This is a genomic window from Pseudomonas brassicacearum (assembly GCF_000585995.1).
GTDB lineage: Bacteria > Pseudomonadota > Gammaproteobacteria > Pseudomonadales > Pseudomonadaceae > Aquipseudomonas > Aquipseudomonas brassicacearum_A.
On record NZ_CP007410.1, the window covers coordinates 4,738,244 to 4,761,149 of the forward strand.

Annotated in this window: 24 protein-coding genes; 15 read left to right on the forward strand and 9 right to left on the reverse strand. The window is 61.8% G+C overall.

Annotated elements, in window-relative coordinates; all coding sequences use genetic code 11:
- Positions 1–96 precede the first annotated feature (96 nt).
- The 3 genes from CD58_RS20005 to CD58_RS20015 form a co-directional block, all read right to left on the reverse strand.
- A complete protein-coding gene (locus tag CD58_RS20005) occupies positions 97–711 on the reverse strand; it encodes a LysE family translocator (RefSeq protein ID WP_025214757.1) in 615 nt (204 codons plus the stop codon).
- Positions 712–813: 102 nt separating this feature from the next.
- Complete coding sequence (locus CD58_RS20010) at positions 814–1,080, reverse strand: hypothetical protein (protein WP_025214758.1); 267 nt, start codon at positions 1,078–1,080, stop codon at positions 814–816.
- Between the two features lie 116 nt (positions 1,081–1,196).
- Positions 1,197–1,562 carry an antibiotic biosynthesis monooxygenase gene (locus tag CD58_RS20015; protein WP_025214759.1) on the reverse strand — a complete coding sequence of 122 codons (366 nt, stop codon included), beginning with the start codon at positions 1,560–1,562 and terminating at the stop codon, positions 1,197–1,199.
- A 97-nt stretch (positions 1,563–1,659) separates the two neighbouring features.
- Between CD58_RS20015 and soxR the strand changes: the two genes are divergently transcribed.
- From soxR to CD58_RS20065, 10 genes are all read left to right on the forward strand, one after another.
- Positions 1,660–2,130 (forward strand): redox-sensitive transcriptional activator SoxR, encoded by a 471-nt coding sequence (gene soxR / locus CD58_RS20020; RefSeq protein WP_025214760.1) that lies wholly within the window; start codon positions 1,660–1,662, stop codon positions 2,128–2,130.
- An 86-nt stretch (positions 2,131–2,216) separates the two neighbouring features.
- Positions 2,217–2,678, forward strand: coding sequence for a VOC family protein (locus CD58_RS20025; RefSeq protein ID WP_025214761.1), 462 nt, complete (start codon positions 2,217–2,219; stop codon positions 2,676–2,678).
- Positions 2,679–2,909: 231 nt separating this feature from the next.
- Positions 2,910–4,124, forward strand: coding sequence for a PepSY-associated TM helix domain-containing protein (locus tag CD58_RS20030; protein ID WP_025214762.1), 1,215 nt, complete (start codon positions 2,910–2,912; stop codon positions 4,122–4,124).
- Entirely contained in the window at positions 4,121–4,663 is a 543-nt protein-coding gene (locus tag CD58_RS20035; RefSeq protein WP_025214763.1) for a hypothetical protein, read from the forward strand. Before CD58_RS20030 ends, CD58_RS20035 begins: the two co-directional genes overlap by 4 nt.
- Complete coding sequence (locus CD58_RS20040; RefSeq protein ID WP_025214764.1) at positions 4,660–4,986, forward strand: hypothetical protein; 327 nt, start codon at positions 4,660–4,662, stop codon at positions 4,984–4,986. The genes CD58_RS20035 and CD58_RS20040 overlap by 4 nt, the downstream gene beginning before the upstream one ends.
- Positions 4,983–5,558: a DUF6162 family protein gene (locus CD58_RS20045; RefSeq protein ID WP_025214765.1), complete on the forward strand. Its 576-nt coding sequence runs from the start codon at positions 4,983–4,985 to the stop codon at positions 5,556–5,558. Before CD58_RS20040 ends, CD58_RS20045 begins: the two co-directional genes overlap by 4 nt.
- Positions 5,559–5,593: 35 nt before the next feature.
- Complete coding sequence (locus CD58_RS20050; protein WP_025214766.1) at positions 5,594–6,523, forward strand: metal ABC transporter substrate-binding protein; 930 nt, start codon at positions 5,594–5,596, stop codon at positions 6,521–6,523.
- Positions 6,520–7,272, forward strand: a complete 753-nt coding sequence (locus CD58_RS20055) for a metal ABC transporter ATP-binding protein (protein ID WP_025214767.1) — start codon at positions 6,520–6,522, stop codon at positions 7,270–7,272. The genes CD58_RS20050 and CD58_RS20055 overlap by 4 nt, the downstream gene beginning before the upstream one ends.
- A complete protein-coding gene (locus CD58_RS20060; RefSeq protein ID WP_025214768.1) occupies positions 7,272–8,171 on the forward strand; it encodes a metal ABC transporter permease in 900 nt (299 codons plus the stop codon). The genes CD58_RS20055 and CD58_RS20060 overlap by 1 nt, the downstream gene beginning before the upstream one ends.
- Positions 8,172–9,074: a metal ABC transporter solute-binding protein, Zn/Mn family gene (locus CD58_RS20065; protein WP_025214769.1), complete on the forward strand. Its 903-nt coding sequence runs from the start codon at positions 8,172–8,174 to the stop codon at positions 9,072–9,074.
- A 408-nt stretch (positions 9,075–9,482) separates the two neighbouring features.
- On the opposite strand, the gene prpF is transcribed toward CD58_RS20065, so the two are convergent.
- From prpF to CD58_RS20090, 5 genes are all read right to left on the reverse strand, one after another.
- On the reverse strand, positions 9,483–10,673 hold the full coding sequence (gene prpF / locus CD58_RS20070; protein ID WP_025214770.1) for a 2-methylaconitate cis-trans isomerase PrpF: 1,191 nt from the start codon (positions 10,671–10,673) through the stop codon (positions 9,483–9,485).
- Between the two features lie 52 nt (positions 10,674–10,725).
- Complete coding sequence (gene acnD / locus CD58_RS20075; RefSeq protein WP_025214771.1) at positions 10,726–13,317, reverse strand: Fe/S-dependent 2-methylisocitrate dehydratase AcnD; 2,592 nt, start codon at positions 13,315–13,317, stop codon at positions 10,726–10,728.
- A 201-nt stretch (positions 13,318–13,518) separates the two neighbouring features.
- A complete protein-coding gene (gene prpC / locus CD58_RS20080; protein ID WP_025214772.1) occupies positions 13,519–14,646 on the reverse strand; it encodes a bifunctional 2-methylcitrate synthase/citrate synthase in 1,128 nt (375 codons plus the stop codon).
- A gap of 56 nt (positions 14,647–14,702) precedes the next feature.
- The gene (gene prpB / locus CD58_RS20085) at positions 14,703–15,587 is read right to left on the reverse strand and encodes a methylisocitrate lyase (protein ID WP_025214773.1); all 885 of its coding nucleotides are present in this window, start codon (positions 15,585–15,587) and stop codon (positions 14,703–14,705) included.
- Entirely contained in the window at positions 15,584–16,294 is a 711-nt protein-coding gene (locus CD58_RS20090; RefSeq protein ID WP_025214774.1) for a GntR family transcriptional regulator, read from the reverse strand. The genes prpB and CD58_RS20090 overlap by 4 nt, the downstream gene beginning before the upstream one ends.
- 280 nt (positions 16,295–16,574) lie before the next feature.
- On the opposite strand from CD58_RS20090, the gene CD58_RS20095 reads away from it, so the two are divergent.
- From CD58_RS20095 to pabB, 4 genes are all read left to right on the forward strand, one after another.
- Complete coding sequence (locus tag CD58_RS20095; protein ID WP_025214775.1) at positions 16,575–17,111, forward strand: ATP-dependent zinc protease; 537 nt, start codon at positions 16,575–16,577, stop codon at positions 17,109–17,111.
- Positions 17,112–17,116: 5 nt separating this feature from the next.
- Complete coding sequence (locus tag CD58_RS20100) at positions 17,117–18,649, forward strand: inactive transglutaminase family protein (RefSeq protein ID WP_025214776.1); 1,533 nt, start codon at positions 17,117–17,119, stop codon at positions 18,647–18,649.
- The gene (locus tag CD58_RS20105; protein ID WP_025214777.1) at positions 18,649–19,635 is read left to right on the forward strand and encodes an alpha-L-glutamate ligase-like protein; all 987 of its coding nucleotides are present in this window, start codon (positions 18,649–18,651) and stop codon (positions 19,633–19,635) included. Before CD58_RS20100 ends, CD58_RS20105 begins: the two co-directional genes overlap by 1 nt.
- A 278-nt stretch (positions 19,636–19,913) precedes the next feature.
- On the forward strand, positions 19,914–21,257 hold the full coding sequence (pabB, locus tag CD58_RS20110; RefSeq protein WP_025214778.1) for an aminodeoxychorismate synthase component I: 1,344 nt from the start codon (positions 19,914–19,916) through the stop codon (positions 21,255–21,257).
- A gap of 115 nt (positions 21,258–21,372) precedes the next feature.
- On the opposite strand, the gene thrH is transcribed toward pabB, so the two are convergent.
- On the reverse strand, positions 21,373–21,990 hold the full coding sequence (gene thrH, locus CD58_RS20115) for a bifunctional phosphoserine phosphatase/homoserine phosphotransferase ThrH (protein WP_025214779.1): 618 nt from the start codon (positions 21,988–21,990) through the stop codon (positions 21,373–21,375).
- A gap of 173 nt (positions 21,991–22,163) precedes the next feature.
- Between thrH and CD58_RS20120 the strand changes: the two genes are divergently transcribed.
- Positions 22,164–22,904, forward strand: a complete 741-nt coding sequence (locus tag CD58_RS20120; protein ID WP_025214780.1) for a phosphoadenylyl-sulfate reductase — start codon at positions 22,164–22,166, stop codon at positions 22,902–22,904.
- Positions 22,905–22,906 lie beyond the last annotated feature (2 nt).

A 22,906-nucleotide genomic window follows, 5' to 3' on the forward strand; every position in this document is an offset into this window, starting at 1 on the left:
CTGATCAAGACCTTAAAGAAGTCGGACTTCGTTTAAAAGTGCGTAGGAACGCTCCTGAACAGCGAGCTTAGCAGGCATCGCGTCGAAGCTCAGCCCTCAACGGAGGCTTTCGAGCAACAATGGATACAGCGAGGCGACCAACAATAGCGCCATCCCCCAGTTGAACAGGCGCAGCCAGCGGCGATCACGCAGCAAGTTGCGCAACAGGCTGCCACAGACCACCCACAGGCTCACGCTCGGCAGGTTGATCAGGGCAAACACCGCCGCGATCACCACCACATTGAAGAAATAACCTTGAAGCGGTGTATAGGTGCTGATCGCACCGATGGCCATGATCCACGCCTTGGGGTTGACCCACTGGAAGGCCGCCGCGCCCCAATAACTGATCGGCGTATTGTCCCCTGCCTGACTTTCCGACACCGGACCGGAGTGAGCAATTTTCCACGCCAAATACAACAAGTACGCCGCACCGATGTAGCGCAGCGCGGTATAGAGCAGCGGGTAAGTCTGGAACACCGCCCCCAAGCCAAGGCCTACCGCCAACACCAGGGAAAAGAACCCGCAGGTGATACCCAGCATGTGAGGAATGGTGCGGTTGAAACCGAAGTTGACACCTGAAGCCAGCAACATGGTGTTGTTGGGGCCAGGCGTGATCGAGGTCACGAGGGCAAACAGGGCGAAGCCCAGCAGCAGGTCAAGCGAAAGGGTCATGGCAGGTCAATCCATCGGGGCAGTCGGTCAAGTCATGACCCTACCCCACGTCCCGGCGCAAACCCATGGACAGTTGGGCAAAACTTCGAGCGGTACAGTCCTTCAGCTGGACCGGCCAGGCTGTTGCACGACCCGCTCGGCACTCATCTGGCCCTGATCGTCGAAACCCACGTTTTTTGGCGAAGTGCCGAGCAACTCGGCTTTTTTCGCGTGGTATTCGTCGAACGACAGGCCACGGCGATTCAACGCTTCGAGGGCCAGCTCCCGGGTTTCTTCGGCGGTGTAGGGGCGCAGCTCAGGAGACGAGGTAGAGCAGCCGCTCAATACGGTGGCAGTCAACAGCAGCAAAACAGCGAGGGTACGGTTCATGGCGGGTGTCCGGCGTTCTGTCGTTGGGCGATGAACAAAGGCTACCCGCCGGCCCTGTCCGGCAGAAATCAACCCTCTCGATAGTGGGTATCGCCCCCTCGGATCTCCCGCTGCGCTCAATCGACCAGCGGGCAATGCAACGCTTTGTCCAAGCTGCGCTCAATGTTGCGCAGGACCTGGAATGAGCCAAATGTCACGGCTTTGGCGCGGTGTGCCTGGATCAGCCGCCAAAAATCCTGCTCGCCGCTTTCAAAGTGTCGAAATGCTGCTTCACCCGCCTCACGGGTTTGCCACTGCAAGTAATTGAGCACGCGTCGACCGTCTTCACTGGCCTGGATACTGGCACTCAAGAATCCCTGATGATCCCGGGCCAGGCGCTCGGTCTGTTCTGACAGGGCCGTAACCAGCGCCTGCAGCGATTGCGGCTCGATGTCGAATTCCATGAGTTGAGTGAAGCTGTGATTGTTGCTTGGCGATTGCATGAAAAGCTCCCCGATGCTCGTAAGGCGAATCTTGCGATCCGAAGGCATGCAGGGTAAAACCTCTAGTTAACTCAAGGTCAAGCAATGAATTCAGACAATGGCACAGCTCAATATCCACAAGGAACTCACCGTCGGCCAAGTGGCCGCCCGCAGCGGCGTGGCGGTCACGGCCCTGCACTTCTATGAATCCAAGGGGCTGATCAAAAGCACTCGTAACCAAGGCAACCAACGCCGCTATCCGCGGGAGGTATTGCGCCGTGTTGCGCTGATCAAGGTCGCCCAGCGCTTGGGCATTCCTTTGGCGGAAATTGGCGAAGCGCTGAAAACCCTGCCGGACAACCGCGCCCCAACGGCCGCTGACTGGCAGATCTTGTCGGCGCGCTGGAGCCGGGACCTGGATGCGCGGATCCAGCAATTGATGGCACTGCGCGATCGGCTCAACGGTTGCATCGGTTGCGGCTGCCTGTCGATGGAAGCTTGCCCGCTGCGCAATTACGGTGACGTGTTGGGTGAGCAAGGTCCGGGCGCGCATCTGTTGGACGAGCCGCAGACGCTCGTCGGGCCGTGAGCCGGCCCCAAGGTGCTGGCCTATAGTGGATAGGCGCAAATCGACGAAGACCCACTTCGCCTCCCATAACAACAAGGAGAACCGTCATGGGCGTCAAATCTACTCCCGAAGGTTTCAATAACATCACGCCCTATCTGGGCATCCAAAAAGCCGCCGAAGCCATCGACTTCTACAAAAAAGCCTTCAATGCCACCGAGGTCATGCGTCTGGCCATGCCCGACGGGGGCATCGGGCATGCTGAGCTGCGGATCAATGGCTACCCGATCATGCTCGGCACGCCTTGCGATCAAGGCCCGCTGAGCAACCCCGACCAATCGCCGTCGGTCGGCCTGCATTTATATGTCGAGGACGTGGACAGCGCCTTTGCCCAGGCGATTGCGGCTGGTGGCAAGGTGATTTCCGAGGTCAAGGATCAGTTTTATGGTGACCGCACCGGCACCTTGAAAGATCCCTATGGGCACGTGTGGTTCCTGGCGACACACAAGGAGGACCTGACCCAGGAGCAGATCGAGCAGCGGGCCCGGGAGATGTTTCAGCAGCAAGGCTGACGTGTTCTAACGCTCATCGACTGTGGCGAGGAAGCTTGCTCCCTCGCCACACGTCATGGACATTAAACGCGAAACATTTTCTTTCATCTTTCCCTTCAGGATTTCACTGACTCGTTCGTCTCAATTAGATGCAGCAGGCCGCGTCGGCAAAAGCCACGGCCGGCCTTTCAGGGTTCAGGGTATTGCGAAGCCCGTAATACCGAGCCTTTCATCGAATCAAGACGTTCAATCATGTCGAAGAAGTCCCGCTCCAAACTCTGGTTCCTGGTTCATAGCTGGCTGGCCCTGCCCATCTGGTTTTTCGTGCTCATCGTTTGCGTGACCGGCACCCTCGCGGTGGTCAGCCAGGAGATCGTCTGGCTGGTCAATCCCGACATGCGCGCCAGCAAGCCCTCGGACGATGCCCCGCTGCTCAGCTATGACCAAGTGATTGCCGCGATCAAGCAAGCCCAACCACAAACCCAGGTGCAAGGCATCACGCGTCCGGACGAGTCGCATTTTGCGCTGGAGGCCAAGGTGACCTACCCCGACGGGCGCCCCGACACGGTCTACGTCAACCCATACAGCGGCGTTATCCAGGGCTCGGCGCCGGCGTTCAATTTCAGGGGTTTCACCCGCGCGCTGCATGGCTGGTGGTTGGTGCCGTTCACCAACGGCTATAGCTGGGGCTGGTACCTGGTGTCGCTCCTGGGCCTACCGTTGCTGGCGTCCCTGGTGACCGGCCTGGTGGTCTACAAGCGTTTCTGGAAAGGCTTTTTCCGTCCAACCCTGCGGATCCGCCACGGCGCACGGATTTTCTGGGGCGATTTCCACCGGCTCAGCGGGATCTGGTCGATCTGGTTCATCGCGGTCATCTCCATCACCGGCACCTGGTTCCTGATCGAAGCCATGCTGTCCGACAACCAGATTTCCATTTCCAGCGCCCCGGTCATTCCAGTCGTCGCCCGGGAAAGTGTGCCCTTGTCCGCCGATGGCGGTGCGCCGCCGCAACTGAACCTGGACCGCGCCATCGAGATCGCCCAACAGCGCATCCCAGGCTTGGAAGCAAGCTTCGTCAGCCTGCCCGGCAACGCCTACAGCCATCTGGAAGTCGGCGGCCGTGGTTGGTACCCGCTGATGTACCAGACCGCCACCATCAATCCCTACAACGGTGACGTAGCGGCCTCACGGCTGTTGTCGGACCGTACGACGCTGGAGTTCGTCACCGAGTCCATGCGCCCACTGCACACCGGGGATTTCGGCGGTATCTGGATCAAACTCATCTGGTTCTTCTTCGGCTTGATCCTGAGCATGATGGTCCTCAGCGGATTGCTGATCTGGACCAAACGCACCGCCCTGGCCACCGCCAATGCATTCAAGCGCAGCCAGAAACCGGCACGTGAAGCCCGAACTGCGCGGTCATTGCAGCCGTCCATGCAGCGTGAATCGCCGGAGGGCAACCTGTGAACCCGTCCAACACAGCCTCACCACCGTCACGCCTGAGCCTGTTCTGGCACAAATGGCGCTTTCACCTCAACGTGCTGTTGCTGCTGATTCCCTTGGGCTTCATGCCCAAGTATTTCTCGGAAGCGTCGCTGTTTCGCGGTGATGGCGGACTCGGCGAGCGGGAGGTCGGTGAAGTCCAGATCGGGCCCTGGAGCTTGCGGCTGGCCGAATTTCGCAACGAAGCTCCGCGCCCCGATGGCCCGGCCGGGCATATGAAACATTTCAACGCAGCCCTGTGCCAAAGCTGCATCGGCCAGGTCAAGGCCACCTACCTGCGCATCGGCAAACCCCGCAGCCTGCGGGCCGCCGGGGTGATTTTCTTCGGCTCGCCCTATCGCATGGGCGCCTTGTTGCCGGTGCCGCAAAAGACCCAGCCCGACGCTGAGTTGTGGATAACCCTCGAAGGCTGGGACGGTTCGATGCACCAGGCCTCCATTCCCCTGAGCCAGGCCTCCCCCGCCACTGTCGCCTGGCTGAAGACTCAAGGAACCCAACCATGACTCCCCGCGCCTCTCTCAACAGCCTGGCGCTGCTGCTCTGCACCGGCTTCAGCAGCATCGCCCTGGCCCACAATCCAATGTGCGAATGCAAGGCCATCGACGCCGAGCAAATCCAGTGCACCGGCGGCTTTTCCGACGGCAGCGGCGCGCCCGGGGTGACCCTGGACGTGATCGGCTACGACGAAACCATCCTGGTGCCGGGCAAACTTGGCGCCGATTCGACGCTGACCTTCAAGAAACCAAACGCCGAATTCTACGTGCTCTTCGACGCCGGTCCCGGCCACGTGGTGGAAATCGACCAAGCCGATATCGAGGCCCCATGACCAGCCCCACCACCCAAGTCATCCGCCCCGCTGGCGCGGGCCATGAAACCCTGTACGTGTTGCTGCTGTGCCTGATCATCGTGCTGGTGGCCGGGTCAGTCGTGGCCTGGCACGGCGAAGCCGAGGACACCGCTCACCTCGCCTCGAACCAACTTGATGCCCGCCGCGACCTCAGCGCCGCCGAGCAAGGTATCTATGCCGACCTGCGGGTGACCCTGGATGAGATCCGCCTGCTGCGTGAAGAGCAACAGTCCCTGCCCGGCCCGCGGGCGTTGGCCGATGAAGGCTTTGCCCCGTTCGCCCAGGATGCCAGCTCCGTCAGCCGCGGCGGCCATGTCTGGCAACAGTTGGAGGACCGGGCCTACTTCGGCGCAAGCACCCGTTCATCCGTCGCCGGCTCGTTTCTGATGCGCATCAGCGAAGCGTCCGACGCCGCCCCGGACATCTGGCTCAATCGTAGCAATACCCCAACAGCCCCCACCGCACTGGACGATGCCACGTTGTCCGCCGCCGGCTGGCAACAGATCGTCGCGCAATTCGACGCCGGCGTAACCCGCCAGCACCGACACTGACCCCACGCCCTCATTCGAGAGAAGATCCTTCGCCCATGCCTATTGCATCTCAACGCCGCCCCTTGCTGCGCCTGCTGTTGATCGGCCTGCTGGCCTGCCTGTTCACCTCGCAGGCCAGCGCCGAAACAGCCAAGCGCCTGCGCATCGGTATCACCTTGCACCCGTATTACAGCTACGTGGCCAACATCGTCGGCGACAAGGCCGAGGTGGTGCCGCTGATCCCGGCAGGCTTCAACCCCCATGCCTATGAACCACGGGCCGAGGACATCAAGCGCATCAGCGGCCTCGACGTGATCGTGCTCAACGGCGTGGGGCACGACGATTTTGCCGACCGCATGATCGCCGCCAGCGAAACCCCGAACGTGAAAGTGATCGAGGCCAACGAAAACGTCCCCTTGCTGGCGGCAACCGGCACTGCGGCCCGAGGCGCGGGCAAGGTCGTGAATCCACACACTTTCCTGTCCATCAGCGCTTCCATCGCCCAGGTCAATAACATCGCCCGGGAGTTGGGCAAGCTCGACCCGGACAACGCCAAGGCCTACACCCAGAACGCCCGCGCCTACGGCAAGCGCCTGCGGCAGATGCGCGCCGACGCCCTGGCGAAGCTGACCCAGGCACCCAATGCCGAGTTACGGGTCGCCACGGTGCATGCCGCCTACGACTATCTGTTGCGCGAATTCGGCCTGGAAGTGACCGCCGTGGTCGAGCCCGCCCACGGCATCGAACCGAGCCCCAGTCAGCTGAAGAAGACCATCGACCAACTGCGCGAGCTGGACGTGAAGGTGATCTTCTCGGAGATGGATTTCCCGTCCACCTACGTCGACACCATCCAGCGTGAATCAGGCGTGAAACTGTACCCGCTCTCACACATTTCCTACGGCGACTACAGCGCCGAGAAGTACGAGAAGGAAATGACCGGCAATCTCGACACCGTGGTCCGAGCGATCCAGGAGTCCGGCGCATGACCGTCCAGGAAACCGTCACCCCGCAGCGCGTCGGCCCTTTGATCGAGTGCTCCGACGTCAGCCTGAACTTGGGCCGCACCACGATTCTCGACGCCGTCACCTTCCAGGTACAGCCCGGCAGCATCCATGCATTGGTAGGCCCCAACGGCGGCGGCAAGAGTTCGTTGATCAAGACCTTGCTGGGGCAGATGCCGCATCAGGGACGCTTGAGCCTGCAGTGGCCGGGCGAACCCGGCGTCATCGGCTATGTGCCCCAGGCGCTGGAGTTCGACCGGGGCCTGCCCATGACGGTGGATGACTTCATGGCGGCGATGTGTCAGCGGCGGCCGGCGTTCCTGGGCCTGAGCAAGCATTACGCCGGCGCCATCGGTCAGGCCCTGGAGCGGGTCGGCATGCAGGACAAACGCAAGCGGCGCATGGGCGCGCTGTCCGGAGGCGAGCGCCAGCGGGTGTTGCTGGCCCAGGGGCTGATTCCGCCGCCGCAATTGCTGGTGCTGGATGAACCGATGTCGGCCCTGGATGAGGCCGGTATCCAGGTGTTCGAACGCTTGCTACAGGACTGGCGTAAGGCCGGCATCACCGTGCTGTGGATCGAACATGACCTGGAAGCCGTCGGGCGCCTGGCCGACCGCGTCACGGGCTTGAATCGCCGAGTGCTGTTCGATGGCCCACCCCGCCAGACTCTGACGCCGGAGCGCTTGCTGACGCTGTTTTCCACCCATCCACGCACGAACGGGAGCGCTGCCTGATGAGTTATGAAGCCTTTCGTTTGATGGTCCAGGGCTGGGCCTCGTCCGGTTACCTGCCCGAGGCCTTGGCCTATGGGTTTGTGGTCAACGCGCTGTTGGCCGGGCTGTTGATCGGTCCGGTGCTGGGCGGCCTTGGCACATTGGTCGTGGTCAAGCGCTTCGCGTTTTTCTCCGAGGCGGTGGGCCATGCGGCGCTCACCGGCGTGGCCATCGGCATCCTGCTCGGTGAACCCTACACCGGGCCGTATGGCAGCCTGTTCGGTTATTGCCTGCTGTTTGGCATCCTGCTGAATTACCTGCGCAACCGCACTGGCCTGGCGCCGGACACGCTGATCGGCGTGTTCCTGTCGGTATCCCTGGCCCTGGGAGCCAGCCTGCTGTTGATCCTGGCGGGCAAGATCAATGTGCACATCCTGGAAAACGTACTGTTCGGCTCGGTGCTGACGGTCAATGGCAATGACCTGCTGGTGCTGGCGGTGGTCGGCTCGCTGGTGATGGCCCTGGCCTTGCCGCTGTACAACCGCATCATGCTCGCCAGCTTCAACCCGCAACTGGCGGCGGTGCGGGGGGTGGCGGTCAAGACCCTGGATTATCTGTTCGTGGTATTGGTGACCTTGATCACCGTCGCGGCGGTGAAAGTCATCGGCGCCATTCTGGTGGGCGCCCTGTTGGTGATTCCGGCAGCGGCGGCGCGTCTGCTCAGCCAGTCATTGAAAGGATTCTTCTGGTGTTCCGTGTTGATCGCCACCGCCAGCACCTTGTGCGGGATCCTCGCGCCGATTGTGTTCGACCTGCCGATCCCGTCCGGTGCCGCGATCATCCTGGTGGCCGGCATCGCCTTCGCCCTGAGCGCCATCGCCCGCGGTGTCGTCCCCAGCCTCAAAGGGAATCTTGGATAAATGGTTTTTTCATTGCGACAACTGACCTGGGCCGTGGCCCTGTGCGGCGCGGTCACCACCTCGTCATTCGCCACCGAAGGCAGACCGGTGCACTTACTGGCCTCGTTGCCGGTCACCTATGGTTTGGGCGAGGCCTTGCTCAAGGGTACCGACGTGAAACTGGAGAGAGCCGCACCTGCCAATCTGCCCGGCACTCGGCAGAGCGCCTACTTCAGCGGCCGTGGTGCGCCGGCCCTGAGCAAACTGGCCAATGATGCCGATGGGGTGATCGGCCTGCGCTCGTTGTGGCCGGACGATCCGCTGTACCCCATGGCGCGGCGCAGCAATATTCGCATCGTCGAAATCGATGCCGCTCGCCCGGTAGACGGTGCCCTACCCGGCATTGCCACACAACCGGGCACGGCCGACGGGCTGGCGAGCCAGCCGTGGATGGCCAGCCATAACCTGGGGCGCATGGCCGATGTGATCGCCGCCGACCTGGTGCGCCTGGCCCCTACGGCCAAACCGAAAATCGACACCAACCTGGCAGCCCTCAAGCAACGCCTGCTCAAACTCAGCGCCGACAGCGAAAAGCAGCTCGCCAGCGCCGACAACCTGAGCGTGGTCAGCCTGAGCGAACATTTCGGCTACCTGATCAGCGGGCTCAACCTGGACGGCATCAGCACCGATACCCGGCCCGACGCCGACTGGACACCCGAAGCCCTCAAGCAATTGACCGCTAACTTGAAAGACAACGACGTGGCCTTGGTGCTGCACCATCGCCAACCTTCGGAGGCGCTGAAAGCAGCCATCGCCGAGGGGGGTAGCCAATTGCTGGTGCTCAGCATCGACGCCAACGACCCCGTGGCGGAGCTGGAGAGCAATGTGGGACTGGTGGTCGCGACGCTGACAAAGAAGGGTTGATTACAGAAACGCAATCCCCCTGTGGGAGCGGGCTTGCTCGCGAAGAGGCCGGTACATTCAACATTGATGTCGACTGACACACCGCCTTCGCGAGCAAGCCCGCTCCCACATTTGATCGCCGATGTTCACAGATTTCGCGTACACCACAACGCCCATGTGGGAGCGGGCTTGCTCGCGAAGAGGCCGGCACATTCAACATCGATGTTGACTGACACAGCGCCTTCGCGAGCAAGCCCGCTCCCACATTTGATCGCCGATGTTCACAGATTTCGCGTACACACAAAGCACATGTGGGAGCGAGCTCGCTCGCGAAGAGGCCGGCACATTCAACATCGATGTTGACTGACACAGCGCTTTCGCGAGCAAGCTCGCTCCCACAGGTTTTGTGTTGGTCTTGAAATACTTGCGTTAAAACACATCCCCCGGCACCCGCACAAACCCTTCCATCAACACCCGCGCGCTGCGGCTCATGATGGCTTTTTTAACGGTCCATTCGCCGTTGACCACGCTGGCCTCGGCGCCGACGCGCAAGGTGCCGGACGGGTGGCCGAAGCGCACGGCGTTGCGTTCGATGCCGCCCGCTGCCAGGTTCACCAAGGTGCCGGAAATCGCTGCGGCCGTGCCGATGGCAACCGCAGCAGTGCCCATCATGGCGTGGTGCAGCTTGCCCATGGACAGCGCCCGCACCAGCAGGTCGACATCCCCCGCCGCGACGGCTTTTCCACTCGATGAAAGGTAGTCGGCCGGCGGTGCGACAAACGCCACTTTCGGTGTGTGCTGGCGCTGGGCGGCTTCGTCCAGGTGCTTGATCAAGCCCATGCGCAGGGCGCCGTGGGCGCGAATGGTTTCGAACATGGCCAACGCCTTGGGATCGCCGTTGATCGCCCCCTGCAATTCAGTGCCGGTGTAACCGACATCGCGGGCATTGATGAAAATCGTTGGAATCCCGGCGTTGATCAGGGTTGCCTTGAACGTACCAACACCGGGCACTTCCAAGTCGTCCACCAGGTTGCCGGTGGGAAACATCGAGCCACCACCGCCCTCCTCCTCGGCCGCCGGGTCCAGGAACTCCAACTGCACTTCGGCCGCCGGAAAGGTTACGCCGTCGAGTTCGAAATCACCGGTTTCCTGCACCGCGCCGCCGGTGATCGGCACATGGGCGATGATGGTCTTGCCGATGTTGGCTTGCCAGATCCGCACCACCGCCACGCCGTTTTGCGGAATACGGTCGGACGCCACCAAACCACTGCTGATGGCAAACGATCCCACCGCCGCCGACAGGTTGCCGCAGTTGCCGCTCCAGTCCACGAACGGCTTGTCGATGGACACCTGGCCGAACAGGTAATCGACATCGTGATCGGCCTGGGTACTCTTGGACAGGATCACGGTCTTGCTGGTGCTGGACGTCGCACCGCCCATGCCATCAATCTGCTTCTCGTACGGGTCGGGGCTGCCGATTACCCGCAGCAGCAAGGCATCTCGGGCCGGGCCTGGGACGCGGGCCGCTTCGGGCAGGTCTTGCAGGCTGAAAAACACGCCTTTGCTGGTGCCGCCACGCATGTAGGTCGCGGGGATCTTGATTTGAGGCGAGTGAGCCATGTGCTCTAACTCCTGAAAAAAGGGTGGCCAGAGAATGGGCCACCCAAGCGATTTAAACGGCCACCGCCGCTTCAAGGAAGTCCTGGGCGAAGCGTTGCAGCACGCCACCGGCTTCGTAGATCGACACTTCTTCGGCAGTGTCGAGGCGACAGGTCACCGGCACCTCTACGCGCTCGCCGTTCTTGCGAGTGATGACCAAGGTCAACGTCGCACGCGGCGTACGTTCGCCGACCACGTCATAGGTTTCACTGCCGTCGATGCCCAGGGTCTTGCGATCAGTCCCGGGCTTGAACTCCAGCGGCAACACGCCCATGCCCACCAGGTTGGTGCGGTGGATGCGCTCGAAACCTTCGGCGGCGATCGCCTCGACACCGGCCAGGCGCACGCCCTTGGCCGCCCAGTCCCGGGACGAACCCTGGCCGTAGTCGGCGCCAGCAATGATGATCAGCGGCTGCTTGCGCTCCATGTAGGTTTCGATCGCTTCCCACATACGCATGACCTTGCCTTCCGGCTCGACCCGGGCCAGGGAGCCCTGCTTGACCTTGCCGTTCTCCTGGACCATTTCGTTGAACAGCTTCGGATTGGCGAAGGTCGCGCGTTGCGCCGTCAGGTGATCGCCGCGGTGGGTCGCGTAGGAGTTGAAGTCCTCTTCCGGCAGGCCCATTTTCGCCAGGTACTCACCAGCGGCGCTGTCCAGCATGATGGCGTTGGACGGCGACAAGTGGTCCGTGGTGATGTTGTCCGGCAACACCGCCAGCGGGCGCATGCCCTTGAGCGGGCGCGCACCGGCCAGTGCCCCTTCCCAATAAGGCGGGCGACGGATGTAGGTGCTTTGTGGGCGCCAGTCGTACAGCGGCGTGACTTTCGGCCCGGTGTCTTCCTGGATGGCGAACATCGGGATGTACACCTGACGGAACTGCTCCGGTTTCACCGAGGCCTTGACCACCGCGTTGATTTCTTCGTCGCTCGGCCAGATGTCCTTCAGGCGAATTTCCCGCCCGTCCACCACGCCCAGCACGTCCTTCTCGATGTCGAAGCGGATGGTCCCGGCGATGGCGTAGGCCACCACCAGTGGCGGCGACGCGAGGAACGCCTGCTTGGCGTATGGGTGGATGCGCCCGTCGAAGTTGCGGTTGCCCGACAGCACGGCGGTGGCGTACAGGTCACGGTCGATGATTTCCTGCTGGATCACCGGGTCCAGGGCGCCGGACATACCGTTGCACGTGGTGCAGGCAAAGGCCACGACACCAAAGCCCAGTTGTTCCAGCTCCTTGGTCAGACCGGCTTCATCCAGGTACAACGCCACGGTTTTCGAACCCGGCGCCAAGGACGACTTGACCCACGGCTTGCGGGCCAGGCCCAGGCGATTGGCGTTACGCGCCAGCAGGCCAGCGGCGATCACGTTGCGCGGGTTGCTGGTGTTGGTACAACTGGTAATGGCGGCGATGATCACCGCGCCGTCCGGCATTTGCCCTGGCACATCATCCCAATGACCGGAAATGCCTTTGGCGGCCAGATCCGATACCGCAACGCGGGCGTGGGGGTTGCTCGGGCCGGCCATGTTGCGCACTACCGACGACAGATCGAATGTCAGGCCGCGCTCGTATTGCGCGCCCTTGAGACTGTCGGCCCACAGGCCTGCCTGCTTGGCGTAGGTCTCGACCAGTTGCACCTGCTCGTCTTCGCGGCCGGTCAGTTTCAGGTAATCGATGGTCTGTTGGTCAATATGGAACATCGCCGCCGTGGCGCCGTATTCCGGGGCCATGTTGGAAATGGTCGCACGGTCGCCCAGGGTCAGGGCACTGGCGCCTTCGCCGAAGAACTCCAGCCAGGCACCGACGACTTTTTGCTTGCGCAGGAATTCGGTCAACGCCAGCACCATGTCGGTGGCGGTGATGCCCGGTTGCAGCTGGCCGGTCAGCTCGACGCCGATGATTTCCGGCAGGCGCATCCACGAGGCGCGGCCCAGCATGACGCTTTCGGCTTCCAGGCCACCGACGCCGATGGCGATCACGCCCAGGGCATCAACGTGGGGCGTGTGACTGTCGGTGCCCACGCAGGTGTCGGGGAACGCCACGCCGTCACGTTGCTGGATCACCGGTGACATTTTTTCCAGGTTGATCTGGTGCATGATCCCGTTGCCCGGCGGAATCACATCGACGTTCTTGAAGGCTTTCTTGGTCCAGTTGATGAAGTGGAACCGGTCTTCGTTGCGCCGGTCTTCGATGGCGCGGTTCTTGGCGAAGGCCTGGGGATCGGAACCACCGCTTTCCACGGCCAGGGAGTGGTCGACGATCAGTTGGGTCGGCACCACCGGATTGACCTGCGCCGGGTCACCGCCCTGCAGGGCGATGGCGTCGCGCAGGCCGGCCAGGTCCACCAGCGCGGTCTGGCCGAGGATGTCATGGCACACCACGCGGGCCGGGAACCAGGGAAAATCCAGGTCGCGCTTGCGCTCGATCAGTTGCAGCAGCGACTCGCGCAGCGTGGCCGGGTCGCAGCGACGTACCAGGTTCTCCGCCAGCACGCGAGAGGTATACGGCAGGCCGTCGTAGGCGCCGGGGCGGATGGCATCCACCGCCTCGCGAACGTCGAAATAATCCAGCGAAGTGCCGGGCAGCGGTTTGCGAAATTCTGTGTTCATCGTCAGGACTCGGGTCACGGTGGTTTCAGAAGGGGCTAGCGCAGCTACTGAAGTGAACTCGGTCCACTGTGGGAGCGGGCTTGCTCGCGAAGGCGGTGTATCAGTCGGCATCAATGTTGGATGTCAGTTCGCATTCGCGAGCAAGCCCGCTCCCACAAGGGGTTTTAGATTCCTTCAGTTGCAGCGTCAGCGCCCTTCCACTCAGCGTTGTTCGATTGGCACGAACTTGCGCTGTTCGACGCCGGTGTATTCGGCGCTCGGGCGGATGATGCGGTTGTTGGCGCGTTGTTCGAACACATGGGCGGCCCAGCCAGTCAGGCGCGAGCAGACGAAGATCGGCGTGAACAGCTTGGTCGGGATGCCCATGAAGTGGTACGTCGAGGCATGGTAGAAATCGGCGTTGGGGAACAGTTTCTTTTGCTCCCACATGGTCTTGTCGATGGCTTCGGAAACCGGAAACAGCACCGTGTCGCCCACTTCATCGGCGAGTTTTTTCGACCAGCCCTTGATCACCTCGTTACGCGGGTCGTTGTCCTTATAGATCGCGTGGCCGAAGCCCATGATCTTGTCCTTGCGCTCGAGCATCGCCAAGGTGCCCTTGACCGCCTCCTCCGGCGATTGGAAGCGCTCGATCATCGCCATCGCCGCTTCGTTGGCCCCGCCATGCAACGGGCCGCGCAGCGAGCCGATGGCGGCGGTGATGCAGGAGAACAGGTCCGACAGGGTGGACGCGCAGACCCGGGCGGTGAAGGTCGAGGCGTTGAATTCGTGCTCGGCGTAGAGGATCAGCGACACGTTCATCACCTTGACGTGCAACTCGCTCGGCTTCTTGCCATGCAACAGGTGCAGGAAATGGCCGCCGATGGACGCTTCGTCGGTCACGCATTCGATGCGCTGGCCTTCGTGGCTGAAGCGATACCAGTAGCACATGATCGCCGGGAACGCGGCCAGCAGGCGGTCGGTCTTGTCATGCTGCTGGGAAAAATCTTCCTCGGGTTCCAGGTTGCCCAGGAACGAGCAGCCGCTGCGCATCACGTCCATCGGGTGGGCGTCGGCGGGAATACGTTCCAGCACTTCTTTCAAGGCTTGGGGCAAGTCGCGCAGTTGGCTCAGCTTGCGCGTATAGGCGTCCAGCTGTGCCTGGGTCGGCAGCTCGCCGTACAGCAGCAGGTAGGCCACCTCTTCAAATTGTGCGTCAGCCGCCAGGTCGCGAACGTCATAGCCGCGATAGGTCAGGCCAGCGCCCGACTGGCCTACGGTGGACAATGCGGTTTGCCCGGCCACCTGGCCACGGAGCCCGGCGCCACTGAGTACTTTTGCTTCGGCCATTTGCTGTCTCCATTTTTGAATTTGTTGGGAATCGGCAAGTTGTAGGGGATCGCGCCTTACTTCTTCGACGCGAACAACGCATCGAGCTTCTGCTCGAAGGTGTGGTAGTCGATGCGGTCGTAAAGCTCCATGCGCGTTTGCATGGTGTCGATGACGTTCTGTTGCGTGCCGTCGCGGCGGATCGCGGTGTAGACGTTCTCGGCGGCCTTGTTCATGGCACGGAAGGCCGACAATGGGTACAGCACCAGGGACACGTCGGCACCGGCCAACTGTTCGGTGGTGTACAGCGGTGTCGCGCCGAATTCAGTGATGTTGGCCAAGATCGGCGCCCGTACGCGGCTGGCGAACAGCTTGTACATCTCCAGTTCGGTGATGGCCTCAGGGAAAATCATGTCGGCACCGGCCTCGATGCAGGCGGCGGCGCGATCCAGGGCAGACTCCAGCCCTTCCACGGCCAGGGCATCGGTACGGGCCATGATCACAAAACTGTCGTCGGTGCGGGCATCGACGGCGGCCTTAATGCGGTCGACCATTTCCTGCTGCGAGACGATCTCCTTGTTCGGACGGTGACCGCAGCGCTTGGCGCCGACCTGGTCTTCGATGTGAATGGCCGCCGCGCCGAACTTGATCATCGACTTGACCGTACGGGCCACATTGAACGCCGAGGAACCAAAACCAGTGTCCACGTCCACCAGCAATGGCAGGTCGCACACGTCGGTGATACGCCGCACATCGGTCAACACGTCATCCAGGCCGGTGATGCCCAGGTCCGGCACGCCGAGGGAACCGGCCGCCACGCCGCCGCCCGACAGGTAGATCGCCTTGAAGCCGGCGCGTTTGGCCAGCAGCGCGTGGTTGGCGTTGATCGTGCCCACCACTTGCAGCGGATGCTCATTGGCGACCGCATCGCGGAAACGCTGGCCTGGAGTGCTGTTGCTCATGACTCACCTCGTTCAGTGGCGCTGTCCTGGAAATGACGCGCGATGTTGCGTTTGGAAGCGCCGATGTGCCGACGCATCAATAATTCAGCCAGTTCGCCGTCGCGGTCGGCGATGGCGTCTAGAATCCGATGGTGCTCGGCAAACGCTTGGCGTGGCCGGTTGGGCGTGGTGGAGAACTGGATGCGGTACATGCGCACCAGTTGATACAGCTCGCCGCAGAGCATTTGCGTCAGGGTGCGGTTGCCGCTGCCCTGGATGATCCGGTAATGGAAGTCGAAATCGCCTTCCTGTTGGTAATAGCCGACACCGGCCTGGAACGCCGCATCGCGCTCGTGGGTTTCCAAGACCCGGCGCAGCTCGTCGATTTCTTCCAGGGTCATGCGTTCGGCCGCCAGGCGGCAGGCCATGCCTTCGAGGGATTCACGGATTTCGTAGAGTTCCAGCAGCTCGGCGTGACTCAGGGACACCACCCGGGCACCGACGTGGGGAATGCGCACCAACAGGCGTTGGCCTTCCAGGCGATGGATCGCCTCGCGCAGCGGCCCGCGGCTGATGCCGTAGGTGCGGGCCAGCTCGGGCTCGGAGATCTTGCTGCCGGGGGCGATTTCACCTTTGACGATGGCGGCCTGGATACGTCGGAAGACGTTCTCGGAAAGGGTTTCCGAGTCGTCCTGGGCCATCGCCGGGGATTCGAGCTGATCGAGCATATTGTCGACACCTTGAAAATCATTACGACAAAAACTACTCAATAAGCCCATAAACGTCAAAGGCAAAATCAACATTGTCGACAATCGTCTAATAACAGCACCAGACATAACCGGCCGTTTGGATGACTCGTAGCGTCCGGCCAGCGGTGGCGTCAGAAAACCACCGTGCTAGAATGCCGCGCGATTTGCTGCTCTCCTTTTATAGGGAAGGCTGCCCAGGGAGCTTGTGCAGTAATGCCAGGGCCTGAACCGATAAACGGAACGCTGCGCACCAGGATCTATGACACTCAAGCCCTTATCCGCTGTTCTTTATTTCATGTGCCTGCCAGGGCTTGCCGTGGCGGGCGAAAAAACCGTGTACGGCCTCAATGAATACGCAGCCCTGCAGGGCATCGACCTGGAGGTCGCCGCCAAGCTCGACACCGGCGCCAAGACCGCTTCGCTCAGCGCCCGTGACATCAAGCGCTTCAAGCGCAATGGCGAATCCTGGGTGCGTTTTTACCTGGCCATCGACGCGGCCCATTCGCACCCCATCGAACGTCCGCTGGCCCGGGTCAGCAAGATCAAGCGCCGCGCCGGTGACTACGACCCGGAAGAAGGCAAGAAATACACGGCGCGGCCGGTCATCGAGCTGGACATTTGCATGGGCTCGGCCCTGCGCAGCATCGAAGTGAACCTCACCGACCGTAGCGCCTTCCAATACCCGTTGCTGATCGGTTCCGAGGCGCTCAAGCGCTTCGACGCACTGGTCGACCCCAGTCTTAAATACGCTGCCGGCAAACCCGCCTGCGCCAATGCCGCTCAAACCGCAGAGTAATTCCAATGCGCTCCCTTACCCTCCATCTGAAAATGCTGATCGCCATCCTGGTGGTGCTGGGCCTGTCGGTGACGGCCTATCAGATTTTCGTGCTCGGCATTCCGGTCACCGAAGACGCCACCGACGACCTGTGGAACATCGACGCCAAGGTCGAGTTCGTGCCCAATGCCAAGGATCCGGTCAAGATCCAGATGTTCGTGCCCCCCCTGAGCCGCGACTACGTGAGCCTCAACGAAAGCTTCATCTCCAACAATTACGGGGTGGCGGTGAACCGGGTCGACGGTAACCGCAAGGTGACGTGGTCGGCCCGGCGGGCCAAGGGCAACCAGACGCTGTATTACCGGTTGGTGTTGACCAAGCGCTACAGCGCCGAAAAAACCAAGGTCAAGGGCCCGACCTTCCGCGACAGCATCGCCGTCGAAGGCCCGGAAAAGCTGGCCGCCGAAGCCCTGCTGGCGCCGATCCGCCAGCATTCGGCCGATGTCGAAACCTTCATCAGCGAGGCCATCAAGCGCGTCAACAACCTCAACGACGACAACGTCAAGCTGCTGCTGGCCGGCGATCCCTCATCGGCCAACAAGGCCAGGATCGTCGAATTGGTGCTGTCCATCGCCCACGTGCCGGTGGAAAAGGTCCACACCATCCGCCTGGTCGCCGATCAACCGCAGACACCTGAACTCTGGTTGCGCAGTTTCAACGGCGCCGACTGGCTGTACTTCAACCCGGACAGCGGCGAACAGGGCCTGCCCACCGACCGCCTGCTGTGGTGGACCGGCGATGAAAACCTGATCACCGTCGACGGCGGCAAGAAAGCCACCGTGACCTTCAGCATGAACAACAGCGAAATGAACGCCATTCGCCTGGCCAAGCTGACGGACGAGAACACCGACGCCAACTTCCTCGAATACTCGCTCTACGGCCTGCCGCTGCAAACCCAGCAGACCTTCATGATCATGGTGATGATCCCGATTGGCGTGCTGGTGATCCTGGTGCTGCGCAACCTGATCGGCCTGCAGACCCTGGGGACCTTTACCCCGGTGCTGATTGCCCTGGCCTTCCGGGAAACCCAACTGGGCTTCGGGATCATCCTGTTCACGGTGATCACCACGCTGGGCCTGTCGCTGCGCTCGTACCTGGAACACCTCAAGTTGCAGATGCTGCCAAGGCTCTCGGTGGTGCTGACGTTCGTGGTGGTGCTGATCGCTGCCATCAGCTTGTTCAGCCATAAGCTGGGCCTGGAACGTGGCCTGTCGGTGGCGTTGTTCCCGATGGTGATCCTGACCATGACCATCGAACGCCTGTCCATCACCTGGGAAGAACGCGGCGCCGGCCACGCGATGAAAGTCGCCATCGGCACCTTGTTCGCCGCCTCCCTGGCGCACCTGATCATGAGCGTGCCGGAGCTGGTGTACTTCGTATTCACCTTCCCGGCGATCCTGCTGATCCTGGTGGGCTTCATGCTGGCCATGGGGCGTTATCGCGGCTACCGCCTGACCGAGCTGGTGCGGTTCAAGGCCTTCCTCAAGGCTGACTCCTGATGTTCGGCTTCTGGAAGACCTGGAAGGCCCTGGAAGCCCGGGGCATCATGGGCATCAACCGGCGTAACGCCGATTACGTGCTCAAGTACAACAAGCGCAGCCTGTACCCTATCGTCGATGACAAGATCATCACCAAGGAACGGGCCATCGCCGCCGGTATCCATGTGCCGGAACTGTATGGGGTGATTTCCACCGAAAAGGAAATCGACAAGCTCGACGGGATCATCGGCGGGCGTACCGACTTCGTGATCAAGCCGGCCCAGGGCGCGGGCGGCGACGGCATCATTGTGATTGCCGACCGCTTCGAGGGCCGTTATCGCACGGTGTCTGGCAAGATCATCAGCCACGAGGAAATCGAGCACCATATCTCCAGCATCCTCACGGGCCTGTACTCCTTGGGCGGTCACCGTGACCGGGCATTGATCGAGTACCGCGTGACGCCGGACCAGATCTTCAAGAGCATCAGCTATGAAGGCGTGCCGGACATCCGCATCATCGTGTTGATGGGCTATCCGGTGATGGCCATGTTGCGCTTGCCAACGCGCCAATCCGGCGGCAAGGCCAACCTGCACCAGGGCGCGATCGGCGTGGGTGTCGACCTCGCTACCGGCCTGACCCTGCGTGGCACCTGGCTGAACAACATCATCACCAAACACCCCGACACCACCAACGCGGTGGACGGGGTACAGCTGCCCTACTGGGACGGTTTCATGAAACTGGCCGCCGGTTGCTATGAGTTGTGCGGGCTGGGCTATATCGGCGTCGACATGGTGCTGGACCAGGAGAAAGGTCCGTTGATCCTGGAGCTGAACGCCCGCCCGGGGCTGAACATCCAGATCGCCAACGATTGCGGCCTGACCCTGCGCACCCATGCGGTGGAAGCACGCCTGGAAGAACTCAAGGCCCGTGGTGTCGTTGAAACCGCGGAAGAGCGCGTCGCGTTTGCCCAGGAGTTGTTTGGGCATATTCCGCCGGTTGAGGGCTGAAACTGAGGTTTGAAGTTTGCCCCTGTGGCGAGGGAGCTTGCTCCCGCTGGGGTGCGAAGCGCCCCCAAGCCCGCCACCACGGTGCATCAGGCTGACCGCGTTCAACTGCCTGGGGGTTGCTTCGCAACCCAGCGGGAGCAAGCTCCCTCGCCACAAGGTGTTCACACCCAAGTATTTTCGATAGCCCCGGACGTGCTCATCTCCGACATCCCTCTAGGAGCAAATCCTACAGAGGATTACAATCGCTCCCCCGCCTGAACGGCTGACCCGCCCCGCCCATGCCAACCTGCTCCGTACACCCGCTGCCCTACCGCGCCAACCCCGCCGAATACTTCGCGGCGATCCGTCACGCTCCGGGTAGCGTGCTGCTCGACAGTGGCCGGCCAAGCGCCGAACGCGGGCGTTACGACCTGCTCAGCGCCTGGCCACTGGAGCAACTGGCGGTGCAACCGGACGAGAGCGGTGGCGATTTCCTGCAACGCTTACGCACTCAACTGACGCAGCTAGGGCATGCAGTCCTGCCAGACACGGTGCAATTGCCCTTCGCCGGCGGCCTGATCGGCTACCTGAGCTACGACTTCGGCCGCCACCTCGAAGCCTTGCCGTCCCACGCCAAGGACGACCTGCAACTGCCCGATGCGCGGTTCGGCGTGTACGACTGGGCGCTGGTCACCGACCACCAGGCCGGCACCAGCCAATTGGTCTTCCACCCCCATTGTGGCGAAGACGAACGCCAACGCCTGATCGCGCTGTTCAGCCAGCCGGCCGCACCATCCGTTACTGCCTTCAGCCTTGAAAGGCCCATGACGCCAGACCTCAGCGCCGAAGACTATCGACAGGCGCTCGAGCGTATCCAGGCGTATATCCAGGCGGGCGACTGCTACCAGGTCAACTTTTCCCAGCGCTTTCGCGCCCCCTGCGAAGGCGACGCCTGGGCGGCTTACCAGGCGCTGCGGGCGGCTTGCCCGACGCCATTCTCCGGCTTCCAGAGCCTACCGGATGGCGGTGCGGTGCTGAGCCTGTCGCCCGAACGTTTCGTCAAGGTCAGCGAGGGCCACGTGGAGACCCGGCCGATCAAGGGCACCCGGCCCCGAGGCGCTACACCTGGCGAAGACGCTGCCCACGCCGCCGAGCTACTGGCCAGCCCCAAGGACCGGGCGGAAAACCTGATGATCGTCGACCTGCTGCGCAATGACCTGGGCCGTACCTGCCGTATTGGTTCGGTGCGGGTACCGGAGTTGTTCAGCCTGGAAAGCTACCCGAACGTGCATCATCTGGTCAGCAGCGTGACCGGTGAGCTGGCCGCCGATAAAGACGCCCTGGACCTGATCGCCGGCAGCTTTCCCGGCGGCTCGATCACCGGAGCGCCGAAAATCCGCGCCATGCAGATCATCGACGAACTCGAACCGACCCGGCGCGGGCTGTATTGCGGCTCGTTGCTGTACCTGGACGTACGCGGGGAAATGGACAGCTCCATCGCCATCCGCAGCCTGCTGGTCAAGGATGGGCAGGTGTGTTGCTGGGGTGGCGGCGGGATTGTCGCGGACTCGGATTGGCAGGCGGAGTATCAGGAGTCGATTACCAAAGTGAAAGTGCTGCTGGAAACCTTGCAGAACCTTTAGTTACCACACCATCTTCTGTGGGAGCGGGCTTGCTCGCGAATGCGGTGGGTCAGAAATGATGATGTTGACTGACACACTGAATTCGCGAGCAAGCCCGCTCCCACAGGGATAGTGGTTAAAGAGTCAAATTGCGGTTCGACGCCTTGATAAATTCCTGCTTCAACTCGGCAAAGCTGTGCACCGCCGGGAATTGCGGGAATTCACGGATCACATTCTCAGGCGCATGGAACAGAATGCCGGCGTCGGCTTCACCTAGCATCGTGGTGTCGTTGTAGGAATCCCCCGCCGCAACCACGCGGTAGTACAGGCTCTTGAAAGCCAGGACCGACTGGCGCTTGGGATCTTTCTGACGCAGTTGGTACCCGGTCACCCGCCCACTGTCATCGGTAATCAATCGATGACACAGCAAAGTCGGAAAGCCGAGTTGACGCATCAAGGGTTGGGAAAATTCGTAGAACGTGTCGGAAAGAATCACCACCTGGAAGCGCTCGCGCAACCAGTCGACGAACTCGATGGCGCCGTCCAGCGGCTTGAGGGTGGCGATGACTTCCTGGATATCGGCAAGCTTGAGACCGTGTTCATCGAGGATGCGCAACCGTTGCTTCATCAGCACGTCGTAGTCGGGAATGTCCCGCGTGGTTGCCCTGAGGGATTCAATCCCGGTTTTTTCAGCGAAGGCGATCCAGATCTCCGGGACCAGCACACCTTCCAGGTCGAGACAGGCAATTTCCACAAGACACTCCCATTTTTTTGATGTTTATCGATTGAGCGAACAAAAGGCCTGCCGACTCTAGCCATTCGCCGGAGGCTGCGCAACGCACAGGAGCGCGCCAGCCTCGACAGCTTTTGTTACCATCAGCCCCATATAGAGCGCCCAGCGCCACCGACCTGTAGGAAGCCGCCCTGATGAGCCCATCGTTTGACGTCGTGGAACTCGCCACGACCTATGCCAACAAGTCCCCGCAGGACATCCTCAAATTGGCCTTCGCCGAATTCGGCGATGACCTGTGGATATCTTTCAGCGGCGCCGAAGACGTGGTGCTGGTGGACATGGCCTGGAAGCTGAACAAGAACGTCAAGGTGTTCAGCCTCGACACCGGCCGCCTGCACCCGGAAACCTATCGCTTCATCGATCAGGTGCGCGAGCACTACAAGATCGAGATCGAACTGGTTTCGCCGGACTACACGAAGCTTGAGCCCTTCGTGAAGGAAAAAGGCCTGTTCAGTTTCTACAAGGACGGCCACGGCGAGTGCTGCGGTATCCGCAAGATCGAGCCGCTGCGCCGCAAGCTCAGCGATGTCCGCGCCTGGGCCACCGGCCAGCGTCGCGACCAGAGCCCCGGTACCCGCAGCCAGGTGGCCGTGCTGGAAATCGACACGGCGTTTTCCACCCCGGAGCGCACCCTGTACAAATTCAACCCGCTGTCGCAGATGACCAGCGAAGAAGTCTGGGGTTACATCCGCATGCTGGAGCTGCCTTACAACAGCCTGCATGAACGCGGCTTCATCAGCATTGGTTGCGAGCCCTGCACCCGCCCGGTGCTGCCGAACCAGCACGAACGCGAGGGTCGTTGGTGGTGGGAAGAAGCCACGCAGAAAGAATGCGGGCTGCACGCCGGGAATATCATCAGCAAATCCAAGGCTTGAAC